At 57.7% G+C, this 19,732-nt stretch carries 20 protein-coding genes and 1 tRNA gene; 5 read left to right on the top strand and 16 right to left on the bottom strand.

The window, feature by feature from the left end; all coding sequences use genetic code 11:
* Positions 1–23 precede the first annotated feature (23 nt).
* On the bottom strand, positions 24–2,564 hold the full coding sequence (locus MUY35_RS08195) for a PBP1A family penicillin-binding protein (RefSeq protein ID WP_248365635.1): 2,541 nt from the start codon (positions 2,562–2,564) through the stop codon (positions 24–26).
* Between the two features lie 186 nt (positions 2,565–2,750).
* Here MUY35_RS08195 and MUY35_RS08200 point away from each other — a divergent pair, with 186 nt between their 5' ends.
* Positions 2,751–4,577, top strand: a complete 1,827-nt coding sequence (locus MUY35_RS08200) for a M3 family oligoendopeptidase (protein ID WP_248365636.1) — start codon at positions 2,751–2,753, stop codon at positions 4,575–4,577.
* A gap of 849 nt (positions 4,578–5,426) precedes the next feature.
* On the opposite strand, the gene MUY35_RS08205 is transcribed toward MUY35_RS08200, so the two are convergent.
* From MUY35_RS08205 to MUY35_RS08230, 6 genes are all read right to left on the bottom strand, one after another.
* Positions 5,427–5,987 (bottom strand): hypothetical protein, encoded by a 561-nt coding sequence (locus MUY35_RS08205; protein WP_248365637.1) that lies wholly within the window; start codon positions 5,985–5,987, stop codon positions 5,427–5,429.
* A gap of 209 nt (positions 5,988–6,196) precedes the next feature.
* Positions 6,197–6,466 carry a DksA/TraR family C4-type zinc finger protein gene (locus MUY35_RS08210; protein WP_248365638.1) on the bottom strand — a complete coding sequence of 90 codons (270 nt, stop codon included), beginning with the start codon at positions 6,464–6,466 and terminating at the stop codon, positions 6,197–6,199.
* A gap of 11 nt (positions 6,467–6,477) precedes the next feature.
* Positions 6,478–7,467: a Gfo/Idh/MocA family oxidoreductase gene (locus MUY35_RS08215; RefSeq protein WP_248365639.1), complete on the bottom strand. Its 990-nt coding sequence runs from the start codon at positions 7,465–7,467 to the stop codon at positions 6,478–6,480.
* A 77-nt stretch (positions 7,468–7,544) separates the two neighbouring features.
* Positions 7,545–8,441 carry an RNA polymerase sigma factor RpoH gene (rpoH, locus tag MUY35_RS08220; protein WP_248365640.1) on the bottom strand — a complete coding sequence of 299 codons (897 nt, stop codon included), beginning with the start codon at positions 8,439–8,441 and terminating at the stop codon, positions 7,545–7,547.
* Positions 8,442–8,625: 184 nt separating this feature from the next.
* Positions 8,626–10,071, bottom strand: coding sequence for a cardiolipin synthase (cls, locus tag MUY35_RS08225; protein WP_248365641.1), 1,446 nt, complete (start codon positions 10,069–10,071; stop codon positions 8,626–8,628).
* A 23-nt stretch (positions 10,072–10,094) separates the two neighbouring features.
* The gene (locus MUY35_RS08230) at positions 10,095–11,141 is read right to left on the bottom strand and encodes an RluA family pseudouridine synthase (protein WP_248365642.1); all 1,047 of its coding nucleotides are present in this window, start codon (positions 11,139–11,141) and stop codon (positions 10,095–10,097) included.
* Here MUY35_RS08230 and MUY35_RS08235 point away from each other — a divergent pair.
* Positions 11,140–11,475, top strand: a complete 336-nt coding sequence (locus MUY35_RS08235) for a DUF6476 family protein (protein ID WP_248365643.1) — start codon at positions 11,140–11,142, stop codon at positions 11,473–11,475. The genes MUY35_RS08230 and MUY35_RS08235 overlap by 2 nt on opposite strands.
* A gap of 36 nt (positions 11,476–11,511) precedes the next feature.
* Here the strand turns inward: MUY35_RS08235 and MUY35_RS08240 are convergent.
* Positions 11,512–11,588, bottom strand: a tRNA-His gene (locus MUY35_RS08240).
* A gap of 106 nt (positions 11,589–11,694) precedes the next feature.
* Here MUY35_RS08240 and MUY35_RS08245 point away from each other — a divergent pair.
* Complete coding sequence (locus MUY35_RS08245) at positions 11,695–11,904, top strand: DUF6324 family protein (protein WP_248365644.1); 210 nt, start codon at positions 11,695–11,697, stop codon at positions 11,902–11,904.
* Between the two features lie 70 nt (positions 11,905–11,974).
* On the opposite strand, the gene MUY35_RS08250 is transcribed toward MUY35_RS08245, so the two are convergent.
* Positions 11,975–12,427: an MmcB family DNA repair protein gene (locus MUY35_RS08250; protein ID WP_248365725.1), complete on the bottom strand. Its 453-nt coding sequence runs from the start codon at positions 12,425–12,427 to the stop codon at positions 11,975–11,977.
* A 408-nt stretch (positions 12,428–12,835) separates the two neighbouring features.
* Here MUY35_RS08250 and MUY35_RS08255 point away from each other — a divergent pair, with 408 nt between their 5' ends.
* Positions 12,836–13,975 carry a PQQ-dependent sugar dehydrogenase gene (locus MUY35_RS08255; RefSeq protein ID WP_248365645.1) on the top strand — a complete coding sequence of 380 codons (1,140 nt, stop codon included), beginning with the start codon at positions 12,836–12,838 and terminating at the stop codon, positions 13,973–13,975.
* A 15-nt stretch (positions 13,976–13,990) separates the two neighbouring features.
* Here the strand turns inward: MUY35_RS08255 and MUY35_RS08260 are convergent, their stop codons facing one another.
* Positions 13,991–14,467, bottom strand: coding sequence for a hypothetical protein (locus MUY35_RS08260; protein WP_248365646.1), 477 nt, complete (start codon positions 14,465–14,467; stop codon positions 13,991–13,993).
* A gap of 227 nt (positions 14,468–14,694) precedes the next feature.
* Between MUY35_RS08260 and MUY35_RS08265 the strand changes: the two genes are divergently transcribed.
* Positions 14,695–15,132: a cytochrome c gene (locus MUY35_RS08265; protein WP_248365647.1), complete on the top strand. Its 438-nt coding sequence runs from the start codon at positions 14,695–14,697 to the stop codon at positions 15,130–15,132.
* A gap of 48 nt (positions 15,133–15,180) precedes the next feature.
* Here MUY35_RS08265 and MUY35_RS08270 read toward each other — a convergent pair whose 3' ends face one another.
* The 6 genes from MUY35_RS08270 to MUY35_RS08295 form a co-directional block, all read right to left on the bottom strand.
* Positions 15,181–15,972, bottom strand: a complete 792-nt coding sequence (locus tag MUY35_RS08270; protein ID WP_248365648.1) for a DUF6782 family putative metallopeptidase — start codon at positions 15,970–15,972, stop codon at positions 15,181–15,183.
* Between the two features lie 85 nt (positions 15,973–16,057).
* Positions 16,058–16,360: a hypothetical protein gene (locus tag MUY35_RS08275; protein ID WP_248365649.1), complete on the bottom strand. Its 303-nt coding sequence runs from the start codon at positions 16,358–16,360 to the stop codon at positions 16,058–16,060.
* A 132-nt stretch (positions 16,361–16,492) separates the two neighbouring features.
* Positions 16,493–16,960 carry a transcription antitermination factor NusB gene (gene nusB, locus MUY35_RS08280; RefSeq protein WP_248365650.1) on the bottom strand — a complete coding sequence of 156 codons (468 nt, stop codon included), beginning with the start codon at positions 16,958–16,960 and terminating at the stop codon, positions 16,493–16,495.
* Positions 16,957–17,508, bottom strand: a complete 552-nt coding sequence (locus tag MUY35_RS08285) for a 6,7-dimethyl-8-ribityllumazine synthase (RefSeq protein ID WP_248365651.1) — start codon at positions 17,506–17,508, stop codon at positions 16,957–16,959. The genes nusB and MUY35_RS08285 overlap by 4 nt, the downstream gene beginning before the upstream one ends.
* A 3-nt stretch (positions 17,509–17,511) precedes the next feature.
* Positions 17,512–18,645 (bottom strand): 3,4-dihydroxy-2-butanone-4-phosphate synthase, encoded by a 1,134-nt coding sequence (gene ribB, locus MUY35_RS08290; RefSeq protein WP_248365652.1) that lies wholly within the window; start codon positions 18,643–18,645, stop codon positions 17,512–17,514.
* 86 nt (positions 18,646–18,731) lie between these two features.
* Entirely contained in the window at positions 18,732–19,721 is a 990-nt protein-coding gene (locus MUY35_RS08295; RefSeq protein ID WP_248365653.1) for an NYN domain-containing protein, read from the bottom strand.
* Positions 19,722–19,732 lie beyond the last annotated feature (11 nt).

Here is a 19,732-nt window from a genome sequence, read left to right on the forward strand (position 1 = left end):
GATGGGTCCATCCAACTATCGGCCTAATAAAGCCCGCCAGATGATAGCGACCCGAAATCTGCTTTGCCCGGCACCACAACGGTCTTCCCGGTCGAGGTCTGGACTTTCGTCGTGCCCTCATCGGATTCGCCGCGATCAAACATGGGCAGGTTGGCCCCCATCGCAAAGCCACCATCAAACATCACACCAAACAGCGGCTCTTCCCCGTCGCGGAAATATTCGGCCACCACGTGATCGCCCGAGGCATCCGGCGCAAGGCGTGCGCCGGTGAAACGGTCGATCTTAATGAAATGGCCGCCCGGCGGCACTTTGAATTCACCGCCGCCATATTCCTTGATCGCTTCCAGCATGAAGCGCTGGAACACCGGACCACACATGCCACCGCCGGAGGTGCCGGGCATCGAGCGCGGGCGATCATAACCAATATAGCAGCCAGCAACGATGTTCGACGTAAAGCCAACAAACCAGGCGTCCCGTTCGTCGTTTGTCGTGCCGGTCTTACCCGCCGTGGGCACTGGCAGGTTAACCACGCTGCGCGCCGTGCCGCGTTCAACCACGCCCCGCAACATCGACGTCAACTGATAGGCGGTGATCGCGTTCATCACACGTTCCCGATCCGACACGATCTGCGGCGCCCGCCCAGCACTTAGGGCGGGATCACTGCAATCGGCGCATTGGCGGCTGTCGTGGCGATAGATGGTCTTGCCCCAACGGTCCTGCACGCGGTCAACCAGTGTCGGCTCCACCCGTTCGCCGCCATTGGCAAACATCGCATAGGCGGCAACCATCCGAAACAACGTCGTCTCTTCCGCGCCCAGTGAGTTCGCCAGAAACTGGTTCATCCGGTCATAAACGCCGAACCGCTCGGCATAGCCCGCCACCGTGTCCATCCCGATTTCCTGCGCCAGGCGCACGGTCATCAGGTTGCGCGACTGTTCGATCCCGGTGCGCAGGGGCGTCGGGCCATAGAAACGGTTCGAATAGTTCTTGGGTCGCCAGATCTTGCCGCCCGCGACAACCTCGATCGGTGCATCGATCACGATGGTGGCAGGGGAAAACCCGCTGTCCAACGCGGCGGCATAGACGAAGGGTTTGAAGCTTGACCCCGGCTGGCGCGTCGCTTGGGTGGCGCGGTTGAACACCGAATGCTGATAGCTGAACCCGCCCTGCATCGCCAGAACACGGCCCGTGTTCACGTCCATCGCCATAAAACCGCCCTGCACTTCCGGCACCTGACGCAAGGTCCAGCGAATGAAACTTCCGTCCTCATCACTGGTCATCTGGCGCACATGAACGACCTCGCCCACTTTCACCAAATCACCTGCAACCTGGGCCCGGCGCCCAAGGCTGCCATCTTCCTGAAGGCGACGCGCCCATGTCACGTCCTTGGCCGGAATCCAGTGGCCATCTTCGTCTTCATCCACGCCTTCAATACCGATGCGCGCGTCATTTCCGCCCACTTCCAGAACCACAGCAGGGTGCCAGCCCTCAACGTCGCGCGGGAAGCGTGCTTCGGCCAATGCGGCACGCCAAGCGTCTTCCGATCCCAGCATTTCTTGCGGCAGCTTCACCCCGGTGGGGCGCCAGACGCCACGGCTGCGGTCGTATCCTTCAAGGCCGACGCGCAGGCTTTTGGCCGCCACATCCTGTAAGTTGGGATCGACGGTCGCACGCACGGTCATACCGCCGGTGAAGAATTCTTCTTCCCCGAAATCGCGGCTTAGCTGGCGACGAATTTCATCCGAGAAGTAATCACGTGGCGGCAGCGCCTCGCGGAACGCCGGGAAGTCGCCGTTTTGAACGGAACGCAGCGGCTTCGCCACCTCGGCCTCATAAACCGCCTTGTCCAGATACCCGTTCTGGAACATCTCGCGCAGCACGTAGTTGCGCCGCGACAACAGACGTTCCTTCGCCCGCACTGGGTGAAAGTTACTGGGCGCTTGCGGCATCGAGGCCAGCGTGGCTGCCTCGTGCGGCTCCAACTCGTCCAGCGTCTTGTTGAAATAGGTCTGCGCCGCCGCAGACACCCCATAGGAATTCTGGCCCAGAAAAATCTCGTTCAAATACAGCGCCAGAATGTCATCCTTGGACAAGGTGCTTTCCAGACGGACCGACAGGATCAATTCCTTGATCTTGCGCTCGGCTGAGCGTTCCGAGCTGAGCAGGAAGTTCTTCACCACCTGCTGCGGAATGGTGGACGCACCGCGCAGCTTGCCCCCTCGCGCGGCCTCAATCGCTGCCGCCGCGATGCCGCGGGGGTCAAAACCGGCATGTGTATAGAAGTTTTTATCCTCGGCCGAGATAAAGGCGTGTTTCACAAGGGCAGGAATCTCATCGGACGGGACGAACAAGCGACGTTCGCGCGCGAATTCGTCCATCAACTGGCCTTCGCCCGAATAGACCCGGCTGATGGTGGCGGGTGTGTAGTTGGCAAGCTGCTCGTGGCTGGGCAAGTCCCTGGAATACATCCAGAAAACGCCGCCAATCGCCAGCGCAGCCATGAAGATGGCCAGCGTAATGCCGGTAAACACGGCACCGAAAATGCCAAGAATGAATCTGATCACGCACGCGTCCTTAAAAAAACTGCTTCCCTCCTATAAAGGGACCAATGGGCCGGGTCAAAACCCCTAGACGGGGAAAATCGGCCAATTCGCGCCCTTTGTTGCGGCTAGCTGCACGCCCGACCGGGGCGGATTGCAACTGCCCAGCCCCCGCCTTATGTCTTGGTCCGAACAACAACCGGAGGTCCGATGCTTACCACCTTTCCCTTCCCCGTCCGCGATGCCAATGCACAAACCGGTGATATGCCGCTGGATGGGCTGCCCGAATGGGACCTGTCGGACCTTTATGCATCACAAGAAGCGCCCGAACTGGATCGCGATCTGGCATGGCTGGAAAAGGCTTGTGCGGAATTTGCCGCGACCTATCAGGGCAAACTGGCCGATCTGAACGCCGCCGGAATGTTGAGCTGCATAGAGGCCTACGAAAAGATCGATCTGATCGGCGGGCGCATCATGTCCTTCGCCGGGTTGCGCTATTACCAGCAAACCACCGACGCAGACCGGGCGCAGTTTTTCCAGAACTGTCAGGAAAAGATCACCGTGTTCACCGCGCCGCTGGTCTTTTTCTCGCTTGAGGTGAACCGGATTGACGACGCGGTGCTGGACGGCTGGTTTGCCAACAACGCAGCGCTGGCCCGTTACAAACCCATCTTCGACCGCCTGCGCGCAATGCGGCCTTATCAACTGTCCGACGAGTTGGAGCAGTTTCTGCATGATAAATCCTCGGTCGGCGCGTCCGCTTGGAACACTCTGTTTGATGAAACCGTCGCGGCGTTGATGTTCACGGTGAACGGTGAGGAACGTGGTCTTGAGGCGACAGCCAACCTTCTGACCGACCAAGACCGTGAAACCCGCGAAGCCGCGTCGCGCGAAATCGCCCGCGTTCTGGGCGAGAACATCAAACTTTTCTCACGCGTTCACAACACCTTGGCCAAGGAAAAAGATATCGAGGATACGTGGCGCAAGATGCCCACCCCACAGACCTGGCGGCACCTTGCCAACCATGTCGAACCCGAAGTGGTCGAAGCCTTGCGCAACGCCGTGGTCGCCGCCTATCCGCGCCTGAGCCACCGCTATTATGAGCTAAAGCGCAAATGGCTGGGGCTGGACGTGATGCAGGTCTGGGACCGCAACGCGCCCCTGCCGATGGAGGACGACAAGCTGGTCGATTGGCCTGCGGCCGAGAAAATCGTGATGGACGCCTATGCCGACTTCGATCCGCGCATGGCCGAGATCGCGTCGCCCTTCTTCTCGAAAGGCTGGATCGACGCGGGGGTGAAGCCGGGCAAGGCGCCGGGCGCGTTCGCCCATCCGACTGTGACCAATGTACACCCGTATGTGATGCTGAACTATCTGGGCAAACCGCGTGACGTGATGACTCTGGCGCATGAACTGGGTCACGGCGTTCATCAAGTGCTGGCGGCCGATCAGGGCGAGATGCTGTCATCCACCCCGCTCACGCTGGCCGAAACGGCATCGGTCTTCGGCGAAATGCTGACCTTCCGAAAACTGCTGAACGAGGCCAAGACCACCGCTGAAAAGAAGGTCCTGCTGGCGGGCAAGGTTGAGGACATGATTAACACGGTCGTGCGCCAAATCGCGTTTTATGACTTCGAATGCAAACTGCACGAAGCCCGCGCAGGTGGTGAATTGACCCCCGACCAGATAAACGAAATCTGGATGAGCGTTCAGGGCGAAAGCCTTGGCCCGGCGTTTGAATTCATGGATGGGTACGAAACCTTCTGGTCCTACATCCCGCATTTCGTCCATTCGCCCTTCTATGTCTATGCCTATGCATTTGGCGACGGCCTCGTGAACGCGCTTTATGCGGTCTATGAAGACGGCGGCGCGGACTTCCAGGACAAGTATTTCGAGATGCTTAAAGCCGGCGGATCAAAACACCACAAGGAGCTTCTGGCCCCGTTCGGCCTTGACGCCTCGGACCCGAAATTCTGGGACAAGGGGCTGGCGATGATCGAAGGCTTCATCGACGAGCTGGAGGCGATGGAAGAATAAGTCCAACCTTCCAAGACAGATTTTATCAAGGCGCTGAATTTACGGCGCCTTGATTTTTTCCGACGACGCACGGACACAGTTTGTCTGACCGGCTCTTCCTGACCAATAATATTCGCAGCCGAAGACGCAGGGTGTGGAAAGCCGACCAACAATGACTTGCAAAGCCGGGTTTCTGACCCCTTACCGGGATGCCAGTCAAGCAGGGTAACGCCCATGCCTGGCGCGCAGCTGTTTCCATCGCCTCTCTGCGGCGGCAGGACCGGTTTGCACTGAAAGGGTTAGGTTCACGCATCACTCGTCTAGCAGTTAAACACAGTACTATTGCAATTGCCGTCGTCTCAAACCCCCTCGTGATCAAGGTGTTCCAAAAAAGATTCCGTGACCTTGTCTTCCACGATCTCGCCCATGTCGTCTGCACCTTCGGGCGTTCGTCGACACATGCAGTGGGCTTTGGGTTGCCCGGCAACTTTTCATCAACAGTCTGCGGCGGGTCTCCGGCATAAACTGCTGGGGCAACAAAAAAGGCCGCGCTTATGAAAAAAGCGATCCTGTTAGTGCTTTAAATACATACATAATAATCTCCTGTTGAAATAAGCTGGCACAATCTCAGCCCCGAAATGAGAGCCTATTGGTTGCCGACAGAGTGAGTTTGTTTCATCTCAGGCAAGTGACTTACACAAAACATTTTTCACATCGTCAAATACCAGTTCACCGCCCAATTTTCACTGCAATACTAAGAGCTTGCAGGCCCTACAGGTTAATGTTGGGACGAAAAAGTCAGACAACGTGACATTTCACACAGAGCAAGAGGCAGCGCCCCTACCGCCCAGCTGACCGGACCGGTCATACCTAAGCTAATGCAGGTCGATGCGTCCGCCATTGCGCACGGCCAAACTTGCGCAGCCCGATCATCACCAAAAGCGCGGTGATCAACAGGACCAACCCCGCAGGAATGGGCACCGGAGCCACCGTGATGACATAGAAACCGGCCGATATGATCCCATCGAATGCAACAGCATTGAAGGCGGCAAAGGCGGGCGGGGTCATATTGTCGACGGCCGTTTCAAACTCCAACACACAATTGCCGACCGGACAGCCCGGCGCGGCGACCGAGTTCGAGAAATAACCGAACAAACTGCCCGCCGCTGCGATGTCATTGTCTACAGGATCATAAAGCGGCGGCATTACAGCGTCTGGCGTGTCAAACGTGACGCCCCCAAGGGTAATCGAGAAGTCGCCGACAGCCCCGCCCCCCATTGGCGCGGTGAAGGTCCTATTCTGGCCCCCCATCGCGATATCATAGGTAACGGTGGCCGAATAAACTGGTGTGGCCAACAGCGATACGGCGAGCAAGGCAAGCAAATTAACTGGTCGTAAACTGGAAAAAACTTTGGAAAAAAAGCGTTTCATTGAGGTATCTCCTTCTGAAAATACCTTCCCATAATAGCATTTTTTGAGATTTCCGACAAATCACTGCCGCTGCTTGCTCCAACTGCAAACCGTTTATTGACTGTTCTCCGAGTGTTAGGTTGCCGAGCCGCGCTGCGTTCGGGCAACGCTTGAAGAGCCCGTTGCGGCATACCGGCCCCACCACATCATGGATGGGGCTCATTTGCCACTCACTTCAACTGACTGTCCTTTGAGCCACGCCGGTTAAAACCGGGGCGAGACTTAAAGGCGGCGTCGCGATCTTGCATGCAATCGATGCACAGTTTCACGCCGGGGATTGCTTTGCGTCGCGCCTCGGGGATTTCTTCTTCACATTCGGCGCAATGGGTGCGGCTTTCACCCACGGGGGGCTTGTTAACCCGCATCCGCGCCAACTCATCTTGAATCGAAGCGTCGATTTGTTCCTGAACCGCGCCGTCGCGCGCCCAACCGCCTGCCATTGTTGCCTCCGTCAGCTAATATCAACGGCCACGTCAAAAACGCGGTCGATCATGGCTTGTGTGCCGCGCGAAAATTCCAGCGGGCATGGATAATCCGCCCCGTCGCGCACCGTGCGGCCGAAATTCTCGACCTGCAGTATATATTGGTTCGCCTGCGGCCAATTTTCAATGGTGCGGGTGCCATCATGGCGGCGCAGCTCAAGTTCGGCCTGCCCGAATATGCCCGCATTGAAGGGCGCGGTCAGACGGATTTGGCCGGTTTCGCCTTGAAACACCACCTCTTGGCGCGGGCAAAGCCGCATTGAGGTCATGGCGGAGTATGTGAACCGCCCCAGCGGCCCGGCCATCTCGCCCACCACCTGCGCCCAGGTGTCCACGCCGTTTTCTGTCTTGATGCGCGCCGATAGATCAGTGGGCTCGGCCCCTGTGACGAACCGGACCGAGGAATAGGTATAGACGCCGATATCGCGAATGCCGCCCCCGCCCATGTCGGGCTTGTTGCGCACATTGTTCACGTCGGCCCGGTTATCATAGCTGAACGCCGTGTCGACGTGATCAACCTGACCGATTGCGCCGGATTGCACCAAGTCGCGGGCGCGCAGCCATTGCGGGTGGTGGACGATCATATAGGCCTCGGCGATCAGCAGGCCAGTTTCGTCGCGAAGGGCGATCAGTGTGTCAATTTCTTCGGCTTTCATGGCAATTGGTTTTTCGACCAACACATGCTTGCCTGCCCGCGCGGCTTTCTGCGCCCATTTCACATGCAGGTGGTTGGGCAGCGGGATGTAGACCGCATCGACATCCGCGTCAGCCAGCAACGCCTCATAGCTGTCGTGGACATTCAGATCAGGACAGAACGCCTTAAATCCAATTGATTTTTCTGCGTTCGAGGTCGCGAGCGCCACAAGCCGCGCGTTGGGCGCCGCATGGATTGCGGGGCCCATCTGTTTGAGCGCGAAATTTGACGCCCCCAGAATACCCCAGTTCAGCACATCGCCCATCGCTCGTCCCCCAAAAATGAAATGAACGACCAAGCGTAACGCGGGTCGGTCAGATCGTAAACAACAGGCGCGAAGTGTCAGGCTTCCTCTAGCAACCCTTTTTCGGCGGCAAGATCCTGCATCCGTTTTTGCAGCTTTTCAAAGGCGCGCACTTCGATCTGGCGAATGCGTTCGCGGCTGACATCATAGACGCCCGACAGTTCTTCAAGCGTGATCGCCTTGTCCTGCAAACGTCGCTGAGTCAGAATGTCTTTTTCGCGGTCGTTCAGCACATCCATCGCCTGCGCCAAAAGCTCGCGACGGACTGTCAGTTCGTCCTGCTCGGCATAATCACCGGCCTGATCCGCGCTTTCATCTTCCAGCCAATCCTGCCATTGCATGGATCCTTCACCATCCGCAGACACGGTTGCGTTCAACGATGCATCCCCACCCGACAGGCGGCGGTTCATTGAAATCACTTCGGCTTCGGTGACGTTCAAGTCATTGGCGATGCGGGCCACGTTTTCCGGGCGCAGGTCGCCTTCTTCCAACGCGCCGATGCGGGCCTTGGCTTTGCGTAGGTTGAAAAACAGCTTTTTCTGCGCCGAGGTCGTGCCTAGCTTCACCAGCGACCAGGACCGCAGGATATATTCCTGGATCGAGGCGCGAATCCACCACATGGCATAGGTCGCCAAACGGAACCCTTTTTCAGGGTCAAACCGTTTCACGGCCTGCATCAAACCCACATTGGCTTCCGAAATCACTTCGGCCTGCGGCAAACCATAGCCGCGATAGCCCATGGCGATTTTGGCCGCCAGACGCAGGTGCGAATTCACCATTTGGTGGGCTGCATCACGGTCTTGATGGTCCACCCAGCGTTTGGCCAGCATGTATTCCTGTTCAGGCTCCAACATCGGAAACTTCCGAATTTCCTGAAGATAACGGTTCAATCCGCCTTCTGGCGTCGGGGCCGGTAGATTTTTATAGTTGCTCATCTTGGCGATCTCTCTCCCACTTGTCCCGTCAATGTTGCGGGGCTTAACATTGAGATAAGACCCCGCCTGACGAATTCAAGTGATATGTCGTCGAATATCGTGAACAACATATGAACCCCTACCCCGCGAAAGTGAAGGGGATGACATGAAACCTCACAGCCTCGTGCGGTAAGTTGCAAACCTATTACAAAAGCGGCGATAGCATGCCGATGCTGTTGATCAAAATGCGCCGGGGCACGGTCCATTCGGCAACGGCGGCGCGCTGAACCGGGACCGACATGGCAAAGAACGCCTCTTGCTTAGTGCGGATGTCACCCACGACGGTCTTATCGACCAGCATCATACTGTTTTCATAGTTCAAATCGAAACTGCGTTGATCAAGATTGGGCGACCCGACAAGCGCTGCTGTTCCGTCGACGCTCAGCACCTTTGCGTGCAGCAGACCCGGCTGAAACTCGTGTATTTCCACGCCAGCATTCAGCATTGATGGATAGAAGCTGCGCGACGCAAACGCGACGATCAGGCTGTCATTGGTGGCCGGCACATTCAGGCGCACATGGACGCCGCGCAGGGCAGCCGCGCAAATCTGCTGGTGCAGCGCTTCGGAGGGCACATAGTAGGGTGTGGTGATGATCACCTCATGCTGGGCCGACGCCAGCAGCATTTGCATCATGTCAGGAACCGCCTGCACACTTTCCGTAGGCCCCGTCCCCGCCATGACAGCTGGAAAGCCACCTTCGGCCATGGTGGGCGTGTGATCCAGACATTCGGCGATGTCGTCGCCACCATGAACCATCCAATCGGTCACAAAAAGGCGTTGTGCCTGCCACGCGACCGGCCCTGTGACGCGCAGCATGATATCGACCCATGGTGCAAATTTGGGCTTTACCCGAAACGCCGCGTCCGCGCAGTTCTGGCTGCCGACATAGGTAATGGTATGGTCAATCACCACAATCTTGCGGTGGTTGCGAATATCCAACCTGCGTATGAAGGCCGAGATCAACGGGAAGCGGAAGGCAAACGCGACGACCGTCTCAACACCGCACTCCTTCATCCGGGCCCAGAGCGGGTCGTATAACAGCCGCCGCGATCCAAGACCGTCAACGATCACCCGCACCTTTACCCCACGTCCGACAGCGCGGATCAAGGCCTCGGCAACCTTGGTGCCGTTGTTATCGGCAAGCCAGATATAGAACAGCATGTGCACGTGATCGGTCGCCGCGTCGATATCGGCGACCAACCAGTCGATGCTTTCATTGCTGTCGGTGGTCGTGGTCGCATGGTTTCCCGACACCGGTTGAAACCCATTCACCGACGCCGCGCGCGCAAAGGCTTGCCGGTACAGCAACGGAAGCTCGGCGCGCGGCAGATTGCCCGCCGGAAGTTTGGGAAGTTCGCGGCGTAAATATTTGAGTTTCTTTTCAGATTTTCGATCCGCGCTGGTATCGCCAAGGAAGAAATACGCAATCACACCGACCAATGGCAGGGTCATGATCACCACGCTCCATGCCAATCGCGATGCGGTTGATCGATGTTCACGCGTCACGGCACGGGCAATGGTTGCAAGGTCCAGCATGAACAGCAGGACGGCCCAGATTGCACCCCAAGATCCCCAGGAAAGGTCTGTCATAAGGTTTTTTTGCCCCGCCGCGTTCAGGTCGTTGTAATGCCCGCCCGCAATGTTTCGATCAGGGCCACCATATCCGCGGGCATCGGGGCTTCAAAGCTCAAGTTTTCGCCCGAGACCGGATGCTGGAACCCAAGCGTTGCAGCGTGCAGCGCTTGGCGCGGAAAAGTGCGCGCGGCCTCGACCCCTGCCTCGCCAATGACCTTGGCGTTCAGCTTGCGTCGCCCACCATAGGTCGGATCGCCGATCAGCCCATGACCCGCATGGGCCATATGCACGCGGATTTGGTGCGTGCGCCCGGTTTCCAGCCAGCATTCGATCAGCGCGGCTTGGGCGGGGGTGCCGAACACCTCAACCGTGCGTGCGCGGGTCACCGCGTGACGCCCACCAGAAAACAGCACCGCCTGTTTTTGCCGATCTGTCTTGTGGCGCGCGAGCTGGGTTGTGATTTTCAGGATATTGCCCTTTTCAAAGCTCGTCCCTTTGATCCCGCCCAGACGCGGGTCGGCCTTGTCGGGGGCACCATGAGTAACGGCGCGATAATGGCGCTCTACGCTGTGGGCCTCGAATTGTTTGGCCAACCCGTGATGGGCCGCATCCGATTTGGCCACAACCAGCAGCCCAGATGTGTCCTTGTCGATCCGGTGCACGATGCCGGGGCGTTTTTCGCCCCCCACACCGGACAATTCTCCGCCAAAATGGTGTAAAAGCGCGTTGACCAGCGTGCCTGTGGGCGTGCCGGGCGCGGGATGCACCACCATGCCGGCGGGTTTGTTGACCACAATCAGGTCGGCATCTTCATAAACGATATCCAGCGGGATATCCTCAGGTCCAATATGGCTTTCTTCGGCTTCCGGCACGCGGATCTCAAACACCTCGCCTTCCGCGACCTTGGCGCGCGGGTCATCCACGACGGCCCCATCCCGCATTACGGCCCCGCTTGCGATCAGACGCGACAGCCGCGACCGCGACAGGCTTGCTTCCTCTGGCACATCGCGGGCAATCGCCTTATCAAGGCGCTTGGGCGGGTTTTCTGCGATGATGATCGCGACGATACGGTGCGAGGACGACATGAACGACACTCCTGAACAGGATCTGGACGCAGCGCTAGAGGCTTCTGTGGGCCACGGCACCGTGCGCTATCTGAAAACTCTGGTGACGGCCATGACCCTCACCACGATTGTGGGCCTTGTAGTGCTGGTGGGCGTGGTTGTCATGCGTTTCTCGCAAACATCGCCCGATCAAATGTCTGCACCTGCCCTGCCCGACCAGATTACCCTGCCTGATGGTGTCACGGCAGACGCCATAACGTTCGGGCCAGACTGGTATGCGGTTGTATCTGGCAATGAAGTCCTGATCTTTGATCAAGACACTGGCGATCTGATCAAGCGCATTCAGGTGCGTTGAGCAGCCTCACAAGTCACATATCTTAAAAGGTTGAAATGGTACCGACACCCCGGCTCGAACGGGGGACCTCTTGATCCACAATCAAGCGCTCTAACCTACTGAGCTATGTCGGCACGCTGGATGCATTTACCTGCCACGCGCGGGCATTGCAAGAGGTCGCCGCTTGAAAAATGCACGAAAGGCCTCTAACCCCAAGGTGATAGTTTCAGGAGGCCAGACATGGGCATCAACGACGAAAGCAACATCGACGCAAACCTTCAGATCGGACCAACTTCGCTTGGGATGGTGCGCCTTTACGTCGAAGGTGGCGGCGTCGAACTGCCAATGGATTTCGAGCCGGAAGAGGCCGAGGAAATCGCCGAAGAACTGCGCGTCGCCGCCCAACAGGCCCGCGCCCTGGCCGACAGTGACAAATCAAAAAAGAAATAACCTGTTTCTTCTGGCCGGAAATATCCTGGGGTGAATGCGCGCAGCGCAGAGGGGCAACGCCCCTGCCCCCTTACACATTGACCAACCCCGCCACCCCCGGATCGCGAAACCCATGCAGACGTCGCGCCGCGTGGGTGGCGAATTTCTGTACCATCACCTTGCGGCGTGCGGGCGCAAGCTTGTCCTCTGGTGCCATGCGAATGATTTCGGCGTCATAGCTGTCTGCAATGATCAACCCGGTGGCGTCCGGCAAAAGCTCGGTCGGGAAATCGCCGTCAACAGCCCAGAAATAGCGGTCGCACCATTCCAGATAACCCTGCCATTTCTGGTCCGACGTGAAATCAACGCGCGAAGATTTGCATTCGATCACCCAAATCTCGCCTTTCGGGCCAAGCGCCATCACATCGACCCGCAGACCACGCGCCGGCACCAGTTCTTCGACCGTGACGAAACCATGGCTTAACATGTGGCGACACACGCCGCGCGCCAGCAACTGGCCGGGCATCAGGGTTTGGTTTGGCATCTCCATAGGTTCAACATGAACAATTGGTGAACAAAATGTCAATGGGGGGCGCTGGCGTGCCAAATCTCTCCCCTTGTAACGGCCCGCCGCGCAGCCTATCTAGGCTTTGGCGGCTTCTGCCCTTCTCGTCCCACGTGGGTACAATTCCAGTGGCCTTAAGCAATTCCGAGGGAGCTGGCTCTGTCCGGACCCTGGTTCGGTTACCCGGCGCCCACCTGTATATACAGGTCCTCGGGAATTCAGACCCCGACGGATGCGTGCGGTTCCGCCACCTTTTCCCTTCTTCAAAACGGCCGCGCCTGATGGCGCACGCTGGCCAGCGTGGCCTCACGCCCTTTTGTTCGCAAGGGTTGGTTTTTTTGCCCTAAACTACTCGCGACAATGCAATCATACCTGCCGGAGGATTCCATGAAAAAGCTGGCCGTCGCCCTGTTGTTCAGCCTGACCGCTTTTTGGGGATCAGCGCAAGCCGCTGATGCGTTCACTGTCGAGGGATCAGCAGGCGGCACGTTGATCGCCACGCCGGTCGCCAGTTTCGACAGCCCCTGGGCGATGAGCTTCATCAGCGACACGCAAATGTTGGTGACAACAAAACCGGGCAAATTGTGGCTGGTGTCCACAGATGGCACCACGCGCCCCGTCAGCGGCGTCCCTACCCCGGTGGTGGGCGGTCAAGGTGGGTTAGGCGATGTGGTGCCGCACCCGGAATTTGCCACCAACAGCTTGATCTACCTGTCCTATATCGAAAGCCAGGATGACGGTGCCACACGCGGGGCTGTCGTGGTGCGTGGGACGCTTTCGCTGGGCGATCAGCCTGCCTTGTCCGACATCGAAAGGATTTGGAGCCAGTATCCTTACCGCTCGGGTGCGGGCCATTTCTCGCACAAGATCGCCTTTGGCCCGAATGGGTCGGCGCAGGATGGCAAGCTGTTCATCACCTCGGGCGACCGGCAGGAACAGACCCCGGCGCAACGCTGGGACATGGCGCTTGGCAAGGTCATCCGGCTAAACGATGACGGCACGATCCCGTCCGACAACCCGTTTCAGGATCAGGGCGAGCTTGCGAAAAGCTTCTGGACGTTGGGCCATCGCAACCTATTGGGTATCGCGTTTGATGCGGAAGACCGACTTTGGACCCACGAAATGGGACCGCGCCACGGGGACGAGTTGAACCTGATCCAGCCGGGCTTGAACTATGGTTGGCCGGTCGTGTCGATGGGTGACAATTACAGCGGCAAAACCATTCCCGATCACGACACCCGCCCCGAATTTGCTGCCCCGAACGCGTTCTGGGTGCCCAGCATCGCGCCCTCGGGTCTGGCGATTTATTCCGGCGAGATGTTCCCTGACTGGAAAGGCAACGCCTTCATCGGCGGCCTTGTCAGCAAAGCCCTGATCCGGGTTCAGATCGACGGCACCAATGCGCAAGAGGCCGAGCGGTTCAGCTGGAACAAACGCGTGCGCGACGTCGAGCAAGGCCCCAACGGCGCGCTGTGGGTGTTGGAGGATAAGTCCGGTGGGCGGTTGTTGCGACTGGAAAAGCCTTAGGAAACGGCTTTCAACTCAGCTTTGGACGTTGCAGGCATACACAAACTTGTCGCCATCCTTGGTGAACCAAGTTGCACTGCCCGTCCGTCTATCCAAGGTGAACTTCCACTCATAGCTAAGGTTGCTTCCGATACCGACGCCGTGCTGCGCATTAAACAGAACGGCTTTCGGCCCGGATATCGCCGTGACTTTCCCAGCAAGATGCGTGTGGGCAGTTTTCCAATCGCTGGTGATGTCAACCAACTCAGGCACATCGGCGTCGCTGCTTAACCCCCAGCCACCGTTCGGCGCACACACTGCATCTTCGGGCGTATAGTCGGCGCGGATACAATGAAGGGGCTGGTCAAATTGCGATGGGGTCCAAAGCGCGACCGTGACGGTATCGCCTGCCTCTCCGATGCAAATGATCCGCTCCTCTGTGGGTTGCGCCTGCATCGCACATGGCAAAAAGGCTGCAGCCAAACAAAAGCCCGCCTGAATCAATTGTCTCATAGGGTCGTGTCCTCGCAAGTAAGTCTGTCTATCAATTATTAAATTAGGCCTCGGCACCCCTAGCTGCAATGAGCCAGATCACAGCGCTGATTTCTGCGAGGCTTATAATAGATGTGTTCACGGGAAAGGACTGAGATTTCGCTGACACATTTTATTCCCAAATCGGTTCTTTCGTATCAACCGCGCTTTGCAAGGTTTCGCAGGCGCAGAAAGGGAGGAGAGTTTCTATGAATGTTATTTCACATTTCACCAAAGCAGCAACGGCTATCGCAATGGTCGGCGGACTTACCTTATTGGCGGGATTGTCACCCGCGATGGGGGACGGGCACGAGATAGGCGCCAAAGAATACAGCATTTCCTGTCAGTCGTGTCACGGATCTGACGGCCTTGGCGGCGGTGAAATGGCTATGCACCTGAACGTCCCGCCTACAAATCTGACGCTGATCTCAAAAGAGAACGATGGCGTATTTCCGTTACTCAAAGTTTTTCAGATCATCGACGGACGCCAACAGGTCCGAGGCCATGGAGGAGAAGCGATGCCAATTTGGGGCGCGCGCTATTCTGAGGATATCGGAGACACCTACGGGCCATATGGTGGCGAACAGGTGATACGCGCTCGCATTCTAGAGCTGGTGTTCTATATCCAGTCAATCCAGAAGATGTGATCCTAGGGCTTTCTTTTCGGGGCAAGCCCTGCACGGTGGCCGACGCATCTATCGCGATCTGGCACGCCTGTTCGTATCGTCGCACGGATAAGGCGTGCCATCAGACATCACGCACAAATCGTTCAGGAAGCTCTGGGGCAAAGCGTTGTAGCTGGGCAAGAGGTGGCTTTCGTCCTGACGGTCAAGAAAGTCACTGCAGCTGGCGACATAGTATGAATGCCAACGCAGTTCCAGATCATACCATTGTGCAAACGCCATCGTTACGGCGGTGGTTGTGTTCCCCGATGCTTTCATCTCTTGGGCGAAACGTGCGGCGATGTCGCTTTGCATGGGCCAAGACAAAAGTGCCTCCCATATCTGCGGATTACCCTTACCAGACAACTCCCACGCGGCCAGCAAACTGATCGCACTGGCATCGGCCTCCATCGCTGCGACGGCACGCGCGTTGGCTTCCATTGAGATGTCGTTTGAAGGGCAAAATCCGCGTCGAAACTGATCAGCGTGGCGCAGTTCATGAAGCAAAATTCCCTGTTTTAGCGAAGTGGGTATGTCACGGTGCAACACGACGGTGTGCGCTGCCCCAAAATACTCCCCCAAGGACGAACCAGAATGATCAGTAAGGCAGATATTTGGCATATTGTCGGGCGACGTTCCCAAGCCCCGGAAAACCGTGTCGAGAACGGGCGCAATCGCCGCATAGAGTTGGGCGATCTGCTTTTGATCTGCTGTGGTCGCGACCTCTTTCTCAGGGACAAGACACGAGGCCGGTGGCGGTGCGGTTGTTTGACCGGCACAGAGCGTTGGCAGAGACGCCAGAAGTGGCGCGATAAGAAACCTCATTCACGATAGACTGCGAATTCATCACAGTGAGTCGGCCCAAAAGCTGCTGGGTCAAAAGTCACAGGGGTATGTTGGAAAACGATATCTACTGCTGCCGCGCTCGCGCTTCGATGCGCACTGGTATCGTCGTGGCAACAGGCTCACGCTTGCCGCCCTTGGGCGTGTCGTCATGCTCCATCCGCATGATCACAATGGCAAACTGGACGCCCGCAAAGACGATGCCATTGAACATGAACAACATCAATACGGCGATCCAACCGATGTCAGAAGTTGAGACGAGGTGCCAAAGGTTACCGACATTTGTGTAAAGCAGCAACGCGACGAAGGTTGCAGACAGGCCAAACCCGATTAGCACTTGTTTGATGTAAAGGCGGACGAGTTTTGGCATGACAATCCCTTTCGCTGCACCAATAATAATGTAGCGCAGCCGCGCCAAAGCGAAAGAGGCATGGCGTCGCAGGGGTCAAGGTCGGCGGGCGGACGCTCAGAACTTTAACCTGTTCGGTATTGGCTCTTGGCGTTAAAACGCTTCGGGCTTTGCCTCGCGGGCCATATGATCCAGCACGGCGTTGGCAAATTTGCCCTCGTCGCTTTCCGGGAAGAAGGCTTTGGCGATGTCCACGAACTCGGTGATCACCACTTTTGGGGGCGCTTCGCCTTGGATTAACTCGGCGCCTGCCGCACGGAACAAGGCGCGCAGGGTCGGGTCGATACGCCCCAGCGGCCATTTCGCCACCAGCGCCCGATCGGTCATTTGGTCGATTTTCGCCTGATGGGTCAGCGCATCCTCGACCAGTTTTCGAAACAGGCGGCTGTCGCCTTCGACCATCGCATAGTCGTCGAATTCCTCGCCGAAGCGGTGGTTTTCGAACTCAACCATCACCCGGTCGGCCGTTTGCCCCGAGGCTTCCATCTGGAACAGCGCCTGCACCGCGAAAAAGCGGGCGGCGGATTTCATCTGGCGTTTCTGATTGCCGGAAAGCGTCATGCGGTTGGGGTATCCTTCGTGTCACCGGCAAGCTTGATCGAGTCCGAGATCGACTTGAACCCGATACCTTTGCTTGCGCCGGCCCATTTGCGCGAAAGCGCGACCAGATGCAAGGCCGCAGCCGCCGCCCCGCCGCCTTTATTTTGATCTTTGGTGTCCGCGCGCACCTCGGCCTGCTTTCGGTTTTCCACCGTCAGGATGCCATTGCCGATGCACAGCCCTTGCAGCCCCATCATCTGGATCGCGCGCGAGCTGTCATTGCAGACCGTGTCGTAATGGGTGGTTTCGCCCCGGATCACACAGCCCAGCGCCACGTAGCCATCGAAATTCGACAGACGATCGGCCATCGCTATCGCGGTGGGCACTTCCAGTGCACCGGGCACCTCGACCAGATCCCATGTACCGCCTGCGGCTTCGATTTCGGCCTTCGCACCGGCGACCAGATTGTCGGCAATGTCTTTGTAGTAAGGCGCCACGACGATCAGAAGTTTCACCGGCTTATCGAAGCTCGGACGGTCGAGAACGTAATGCTGTTCAGCTTTGGCCATGGGTCAATCCTTCTGAATAGGGCGAGTGCCGGTGATGGTCAGGCCATAGGCATCCAACCCCACATAGCGGGTATCAGGGCTGTCGGTCAGAAGCACCATATCATGCAGACCGAGGGCTGACAGGATTTGCGAGCCAAGCCCGATCTGACGCACCGTGCGCGGGCCGTCATCATCGTCATTGGCATGCAATGTCTTGCGGGGTTCACGGAACAGGCAGACCACGCCCCTGGCCTCGTCCGCGATGATCTGCATGGCGCGGGGCAACTCATCTGCGGGGCGTGGGCCAAGGCCCAGCACATCCTGCGCTTCCTGCAGCGCATGGGTCCGCACCAGAACCGGGTCCGGCGTGGTGATGTCGCCCTTGATCAGCACCACATGTTCGATGTCGTGGGTCAGGTCGGTGAAAATCCGCATCTCCCAGTCACCACCATATTGCGAGGTGACGTTTTCGCGCGAGGTCTCGCGCACCAGATTGTCGTGACGGCGGCGATAAGCGATCAGGTCCGAAATGGTGCCGATCTTCAACCCATGTTTTTGGGCGATGTCCACCAGTTCCGGCAGCCGTGCCATCGTCCCGTCTTCGTTCATGATCTCGCAGATCACACCGGCAGGGGTGCGCCCGGCCAGACGCGAGATATCCACCGCGGCCTCGGTATGCCCTGCCCGCACCAACACGCCACCATTGCGGGCGCGCAGGGGGAAAACGTGACCGGGGGTCGCGATTTCGGCTGGGCCGTTTTCGGGGTCGATGGCAACTGACACTGTCAACGCGCGGTCAGCGGCGGAGATACCTGTGCTCACGCCTTCGCGGGCCTCGATCGAGGTGGTGAACGCGGTTTCGTGGCGCGAGGAGTTATGCATCGACATCATCGGCAGGCCCAGCGCTTCGATCCGCGCGGCCTCCATCGGCAGGCAGATCAGCCCGCGCCCGTAAGTGGCCATGAAATTGATGGCGTCGGCGGTGCAGGCATCGGCGGGAATGACGAAATCGCCCTCGTTCTCGCGATCTTCGTGATCGACAAGAATATACATCCGACCCGCCCGCGCGTCTTCGATGATCTCTTCTGCGGACGAGATGGCATCCGACAAGCTGGCCTCGACCGGGCCGGGCGTTTCATATGTGCTACGATCAGACATGGCGCATTCCCCTCAGGTTCGCGCCCGTGACTAGCGCAGGCGGGATGCGTTTGCCAGTGGAAAGCCATAATCGGGAAAGTATCACGTCACGCTTTGTTCAGCCTGATCCGAGTATCCTGACCAGTACCTTTCACCGAATAAAGGTTTGGCCGCGCTTTAAAATACTGCCGCCATGTATTTTCCATCACATCTGCAAGCCTTACGTCAGCGTTTTTTACCATCTGCGTGTTTATTTGACCGATCAACAAGCCATCGGGGTGGCCTTCAATACAGGCCGCAATGCGCGAATCCGCATGGGAAACGTCCCGGATTAGGCTTGGAGAGGCTGACCTGTCGATTGCGTATTGGCCTGGACGAGCTTTGAAATAGGATTCCCACGTTTTCTGCTTCTGATCCGAAATCCTTCCCGAAAGACCGGAACGTATTTGTATGTTTACACCAGACATGGTGATCCCTTCCGGATGGGCGCGGACAATCCGCTGCACTTCATCATCAAACGAGGGAGCAACGGGGTTGTTTGGGCTAATCGCTGCCCAGCAACTAACACCTGCCTTACTCGCCACCTTGTCATCGGTGGGACGTTTCGCTGCCGTTGTCTTTGTGACTGCTGTTTTGGTAGCCGAAATACCATTCGCTTTAGGGGCGACAGGGGCCGCAAGCGTCACCCAAGAGCTACACGATTTCCTAAAACAATCTGGTGCTTTTTTCTCACCGATCCCAACCACCTTAAAACCGCGCTCCCTCAGCCGATCGGCCAGATGCATGAAATCCCCGTCAGAACTGACAAGAGCGAACACATCTATTTTGCTTTCGTAGCTCAGCTCCATGGCGTCCAAAGCCAGAACAATATCGGCTGCATTTTTCCCAGTGCCGGAATGCACCAACCTTATCCCGGTTGCCGTGTCCCAGCCCTTGACCAGTGTGGCATTCCCGTAAACACGCCGAAGCCGCAATTCGCCCAGCTTGCCGGACTCGACAATGATCTTGCCCGCCAAGGCGCTTGAAATATTTTCACCATCAATCAGCAACGCGACTTTTGGCAGGTCGGTTTTCGGCGCTAAACCATTCTCGAACATAAACAACTCTC

The organism is Aliiroseovarius sp. S1339 (assembly GCF_023195695.1).
Classification (GTDB): Bacteria; Pseudomonadota; Alphaproteobacteria; order Rhodobacterales; family Rhodobacteraceae; genus Aliiroseovarius.

Bases quoted from the DNA above. Each gene is read 5' to 3' on its own strand.
- MUY35_RS08245 (WP_248365644.1), top strand. From the start codon at position 11,695: ATGGGCATCAACGACGAAAGCAACATCGACGCAAACCTTCAGATCGGA.
- MUY35_RS08215 (WP_248365639.1), bottom strand. From the start codon at position 7,467: ATGGGCGATGTGCTGAACTGGGGTATTCTGGGGGCGTCAAATTTCGCG.
- ribB (WP_248365652.1), bottom strand. From the start codon at position 18,645: ATGTCTGATCGTAGCACATATGAAACGCCCGGCCCGGTCGAGGCCAGC.
- MUY35_RS08210 (WP_248365638.1), bottom strand. From the start codon at position 6,466: ATGGCAGGCGGTTGGGCGCGCGACGGCGCGGTTCAGGAACAAATCGAC.
- nusB (WP_248365650.1), bottom strand. From the start codon at position 16,960: ATGACGCTTTCCGGCAATCAGAAACGCCAGATGAAATCCGCCGCCCGC.
- rpoH (WP_248365640.1), bottom strand. From the start codon at position 8,441: ATGAGCAACTATAAAAATCTACCGGCCCCGACGCCAGAAGGCGGATTG.
- MUY35_RS08265 (WP_248365647.1), top strand. From the start codon at position 14,695: ATGAATGTTATTTCACATTTCACCAAAGCAGCAACGGCTATCGCAATG.
- MUY35_RS08200 (WP_248365636.1), top strand. From the start codon at position 2,751: ATGCTTACCACCTTTCCCTTCCCCGTCCGCGATGCCAATGCACAAACC.
- MUY35_RS08255 (WP_248365645.1), top strand. From the start codon at position 12,836: ATGAAAAAGCTGGCCGTCGCCCTGTTGTTCAGCCTGACCGCTTTTTGG.
- MUY35_RS08260 (WP_248365646.1), bottom strand. From the start codon at position 14,467: ATGAGACAATTGATTCAGGCGGGCTTTTGTTTGGCTGCAGCCTTTTTG.
- MUY35_RS08275 (WP_248365649.1), bottom strand. From the start codon at position 16,360: ATGCCAAAACTCGTCCGCCTTTACATCAAACAAGTGCTAATCGGGTTT.
- MUY35_RS08205 (WP_248365637.1), bottom strand. From the start codon at position 5,987: ATGAAACGCTTTTTTTCCAAAGTTTTTTCCAGTTTACGACCAGTTAAT.
- MUY35_RS08285 (WP_248365651.1), bottom strand. From the start codon at position 17,508: ATGGCCAAAGCTGAACAGCATTACGTTCTCGACCGTCCGAGCTTCGAT.
- MUY35_RS08250 (WP_248365725.1), bottom strand. From the start codon at position 12,427: ATGCCAAACCAAACCCTGATGCCCGGCCAGTTGCTGGCGCGCGGCGTG.
- MUY35_RS08270 (WP_248365648.1), bottom strand. From the start codon at position 15,972: ATGAGGTTTCTTATCGCGCCACTTCTGGCGTCTCTGCCAACGCTCTGT.
- MUY35_RS08230 (WP_248365642.1), bottom strand. From the start codon at position 11,141: ATGTCGTCCTCGCACCGTATCGTCGCGATCATCATCGCAGAAAACCCG.
- cls (WP_248365641.1), bottom strand. From the start codon at position 10,071: ATGACAGACCTTTCCTGGGGATCTTGGGGTGCAATCTGGGCCGTCCTG.
- MUY35_RS08295 (WP_248365653.1), bottom strand. From the start codon at position 19,721: ATGTTCGAGAATGGTTTAGCGCCGAAAACCGACCTGCCAAAAGTCGCG.
- MUY35_RS08235 (WP_248365643.1), top strand. From the start codon at position 11,140: ATGAACGACACTCCTGAACAGGATCTGGACGCAGCGCTAGAGGCTTCT.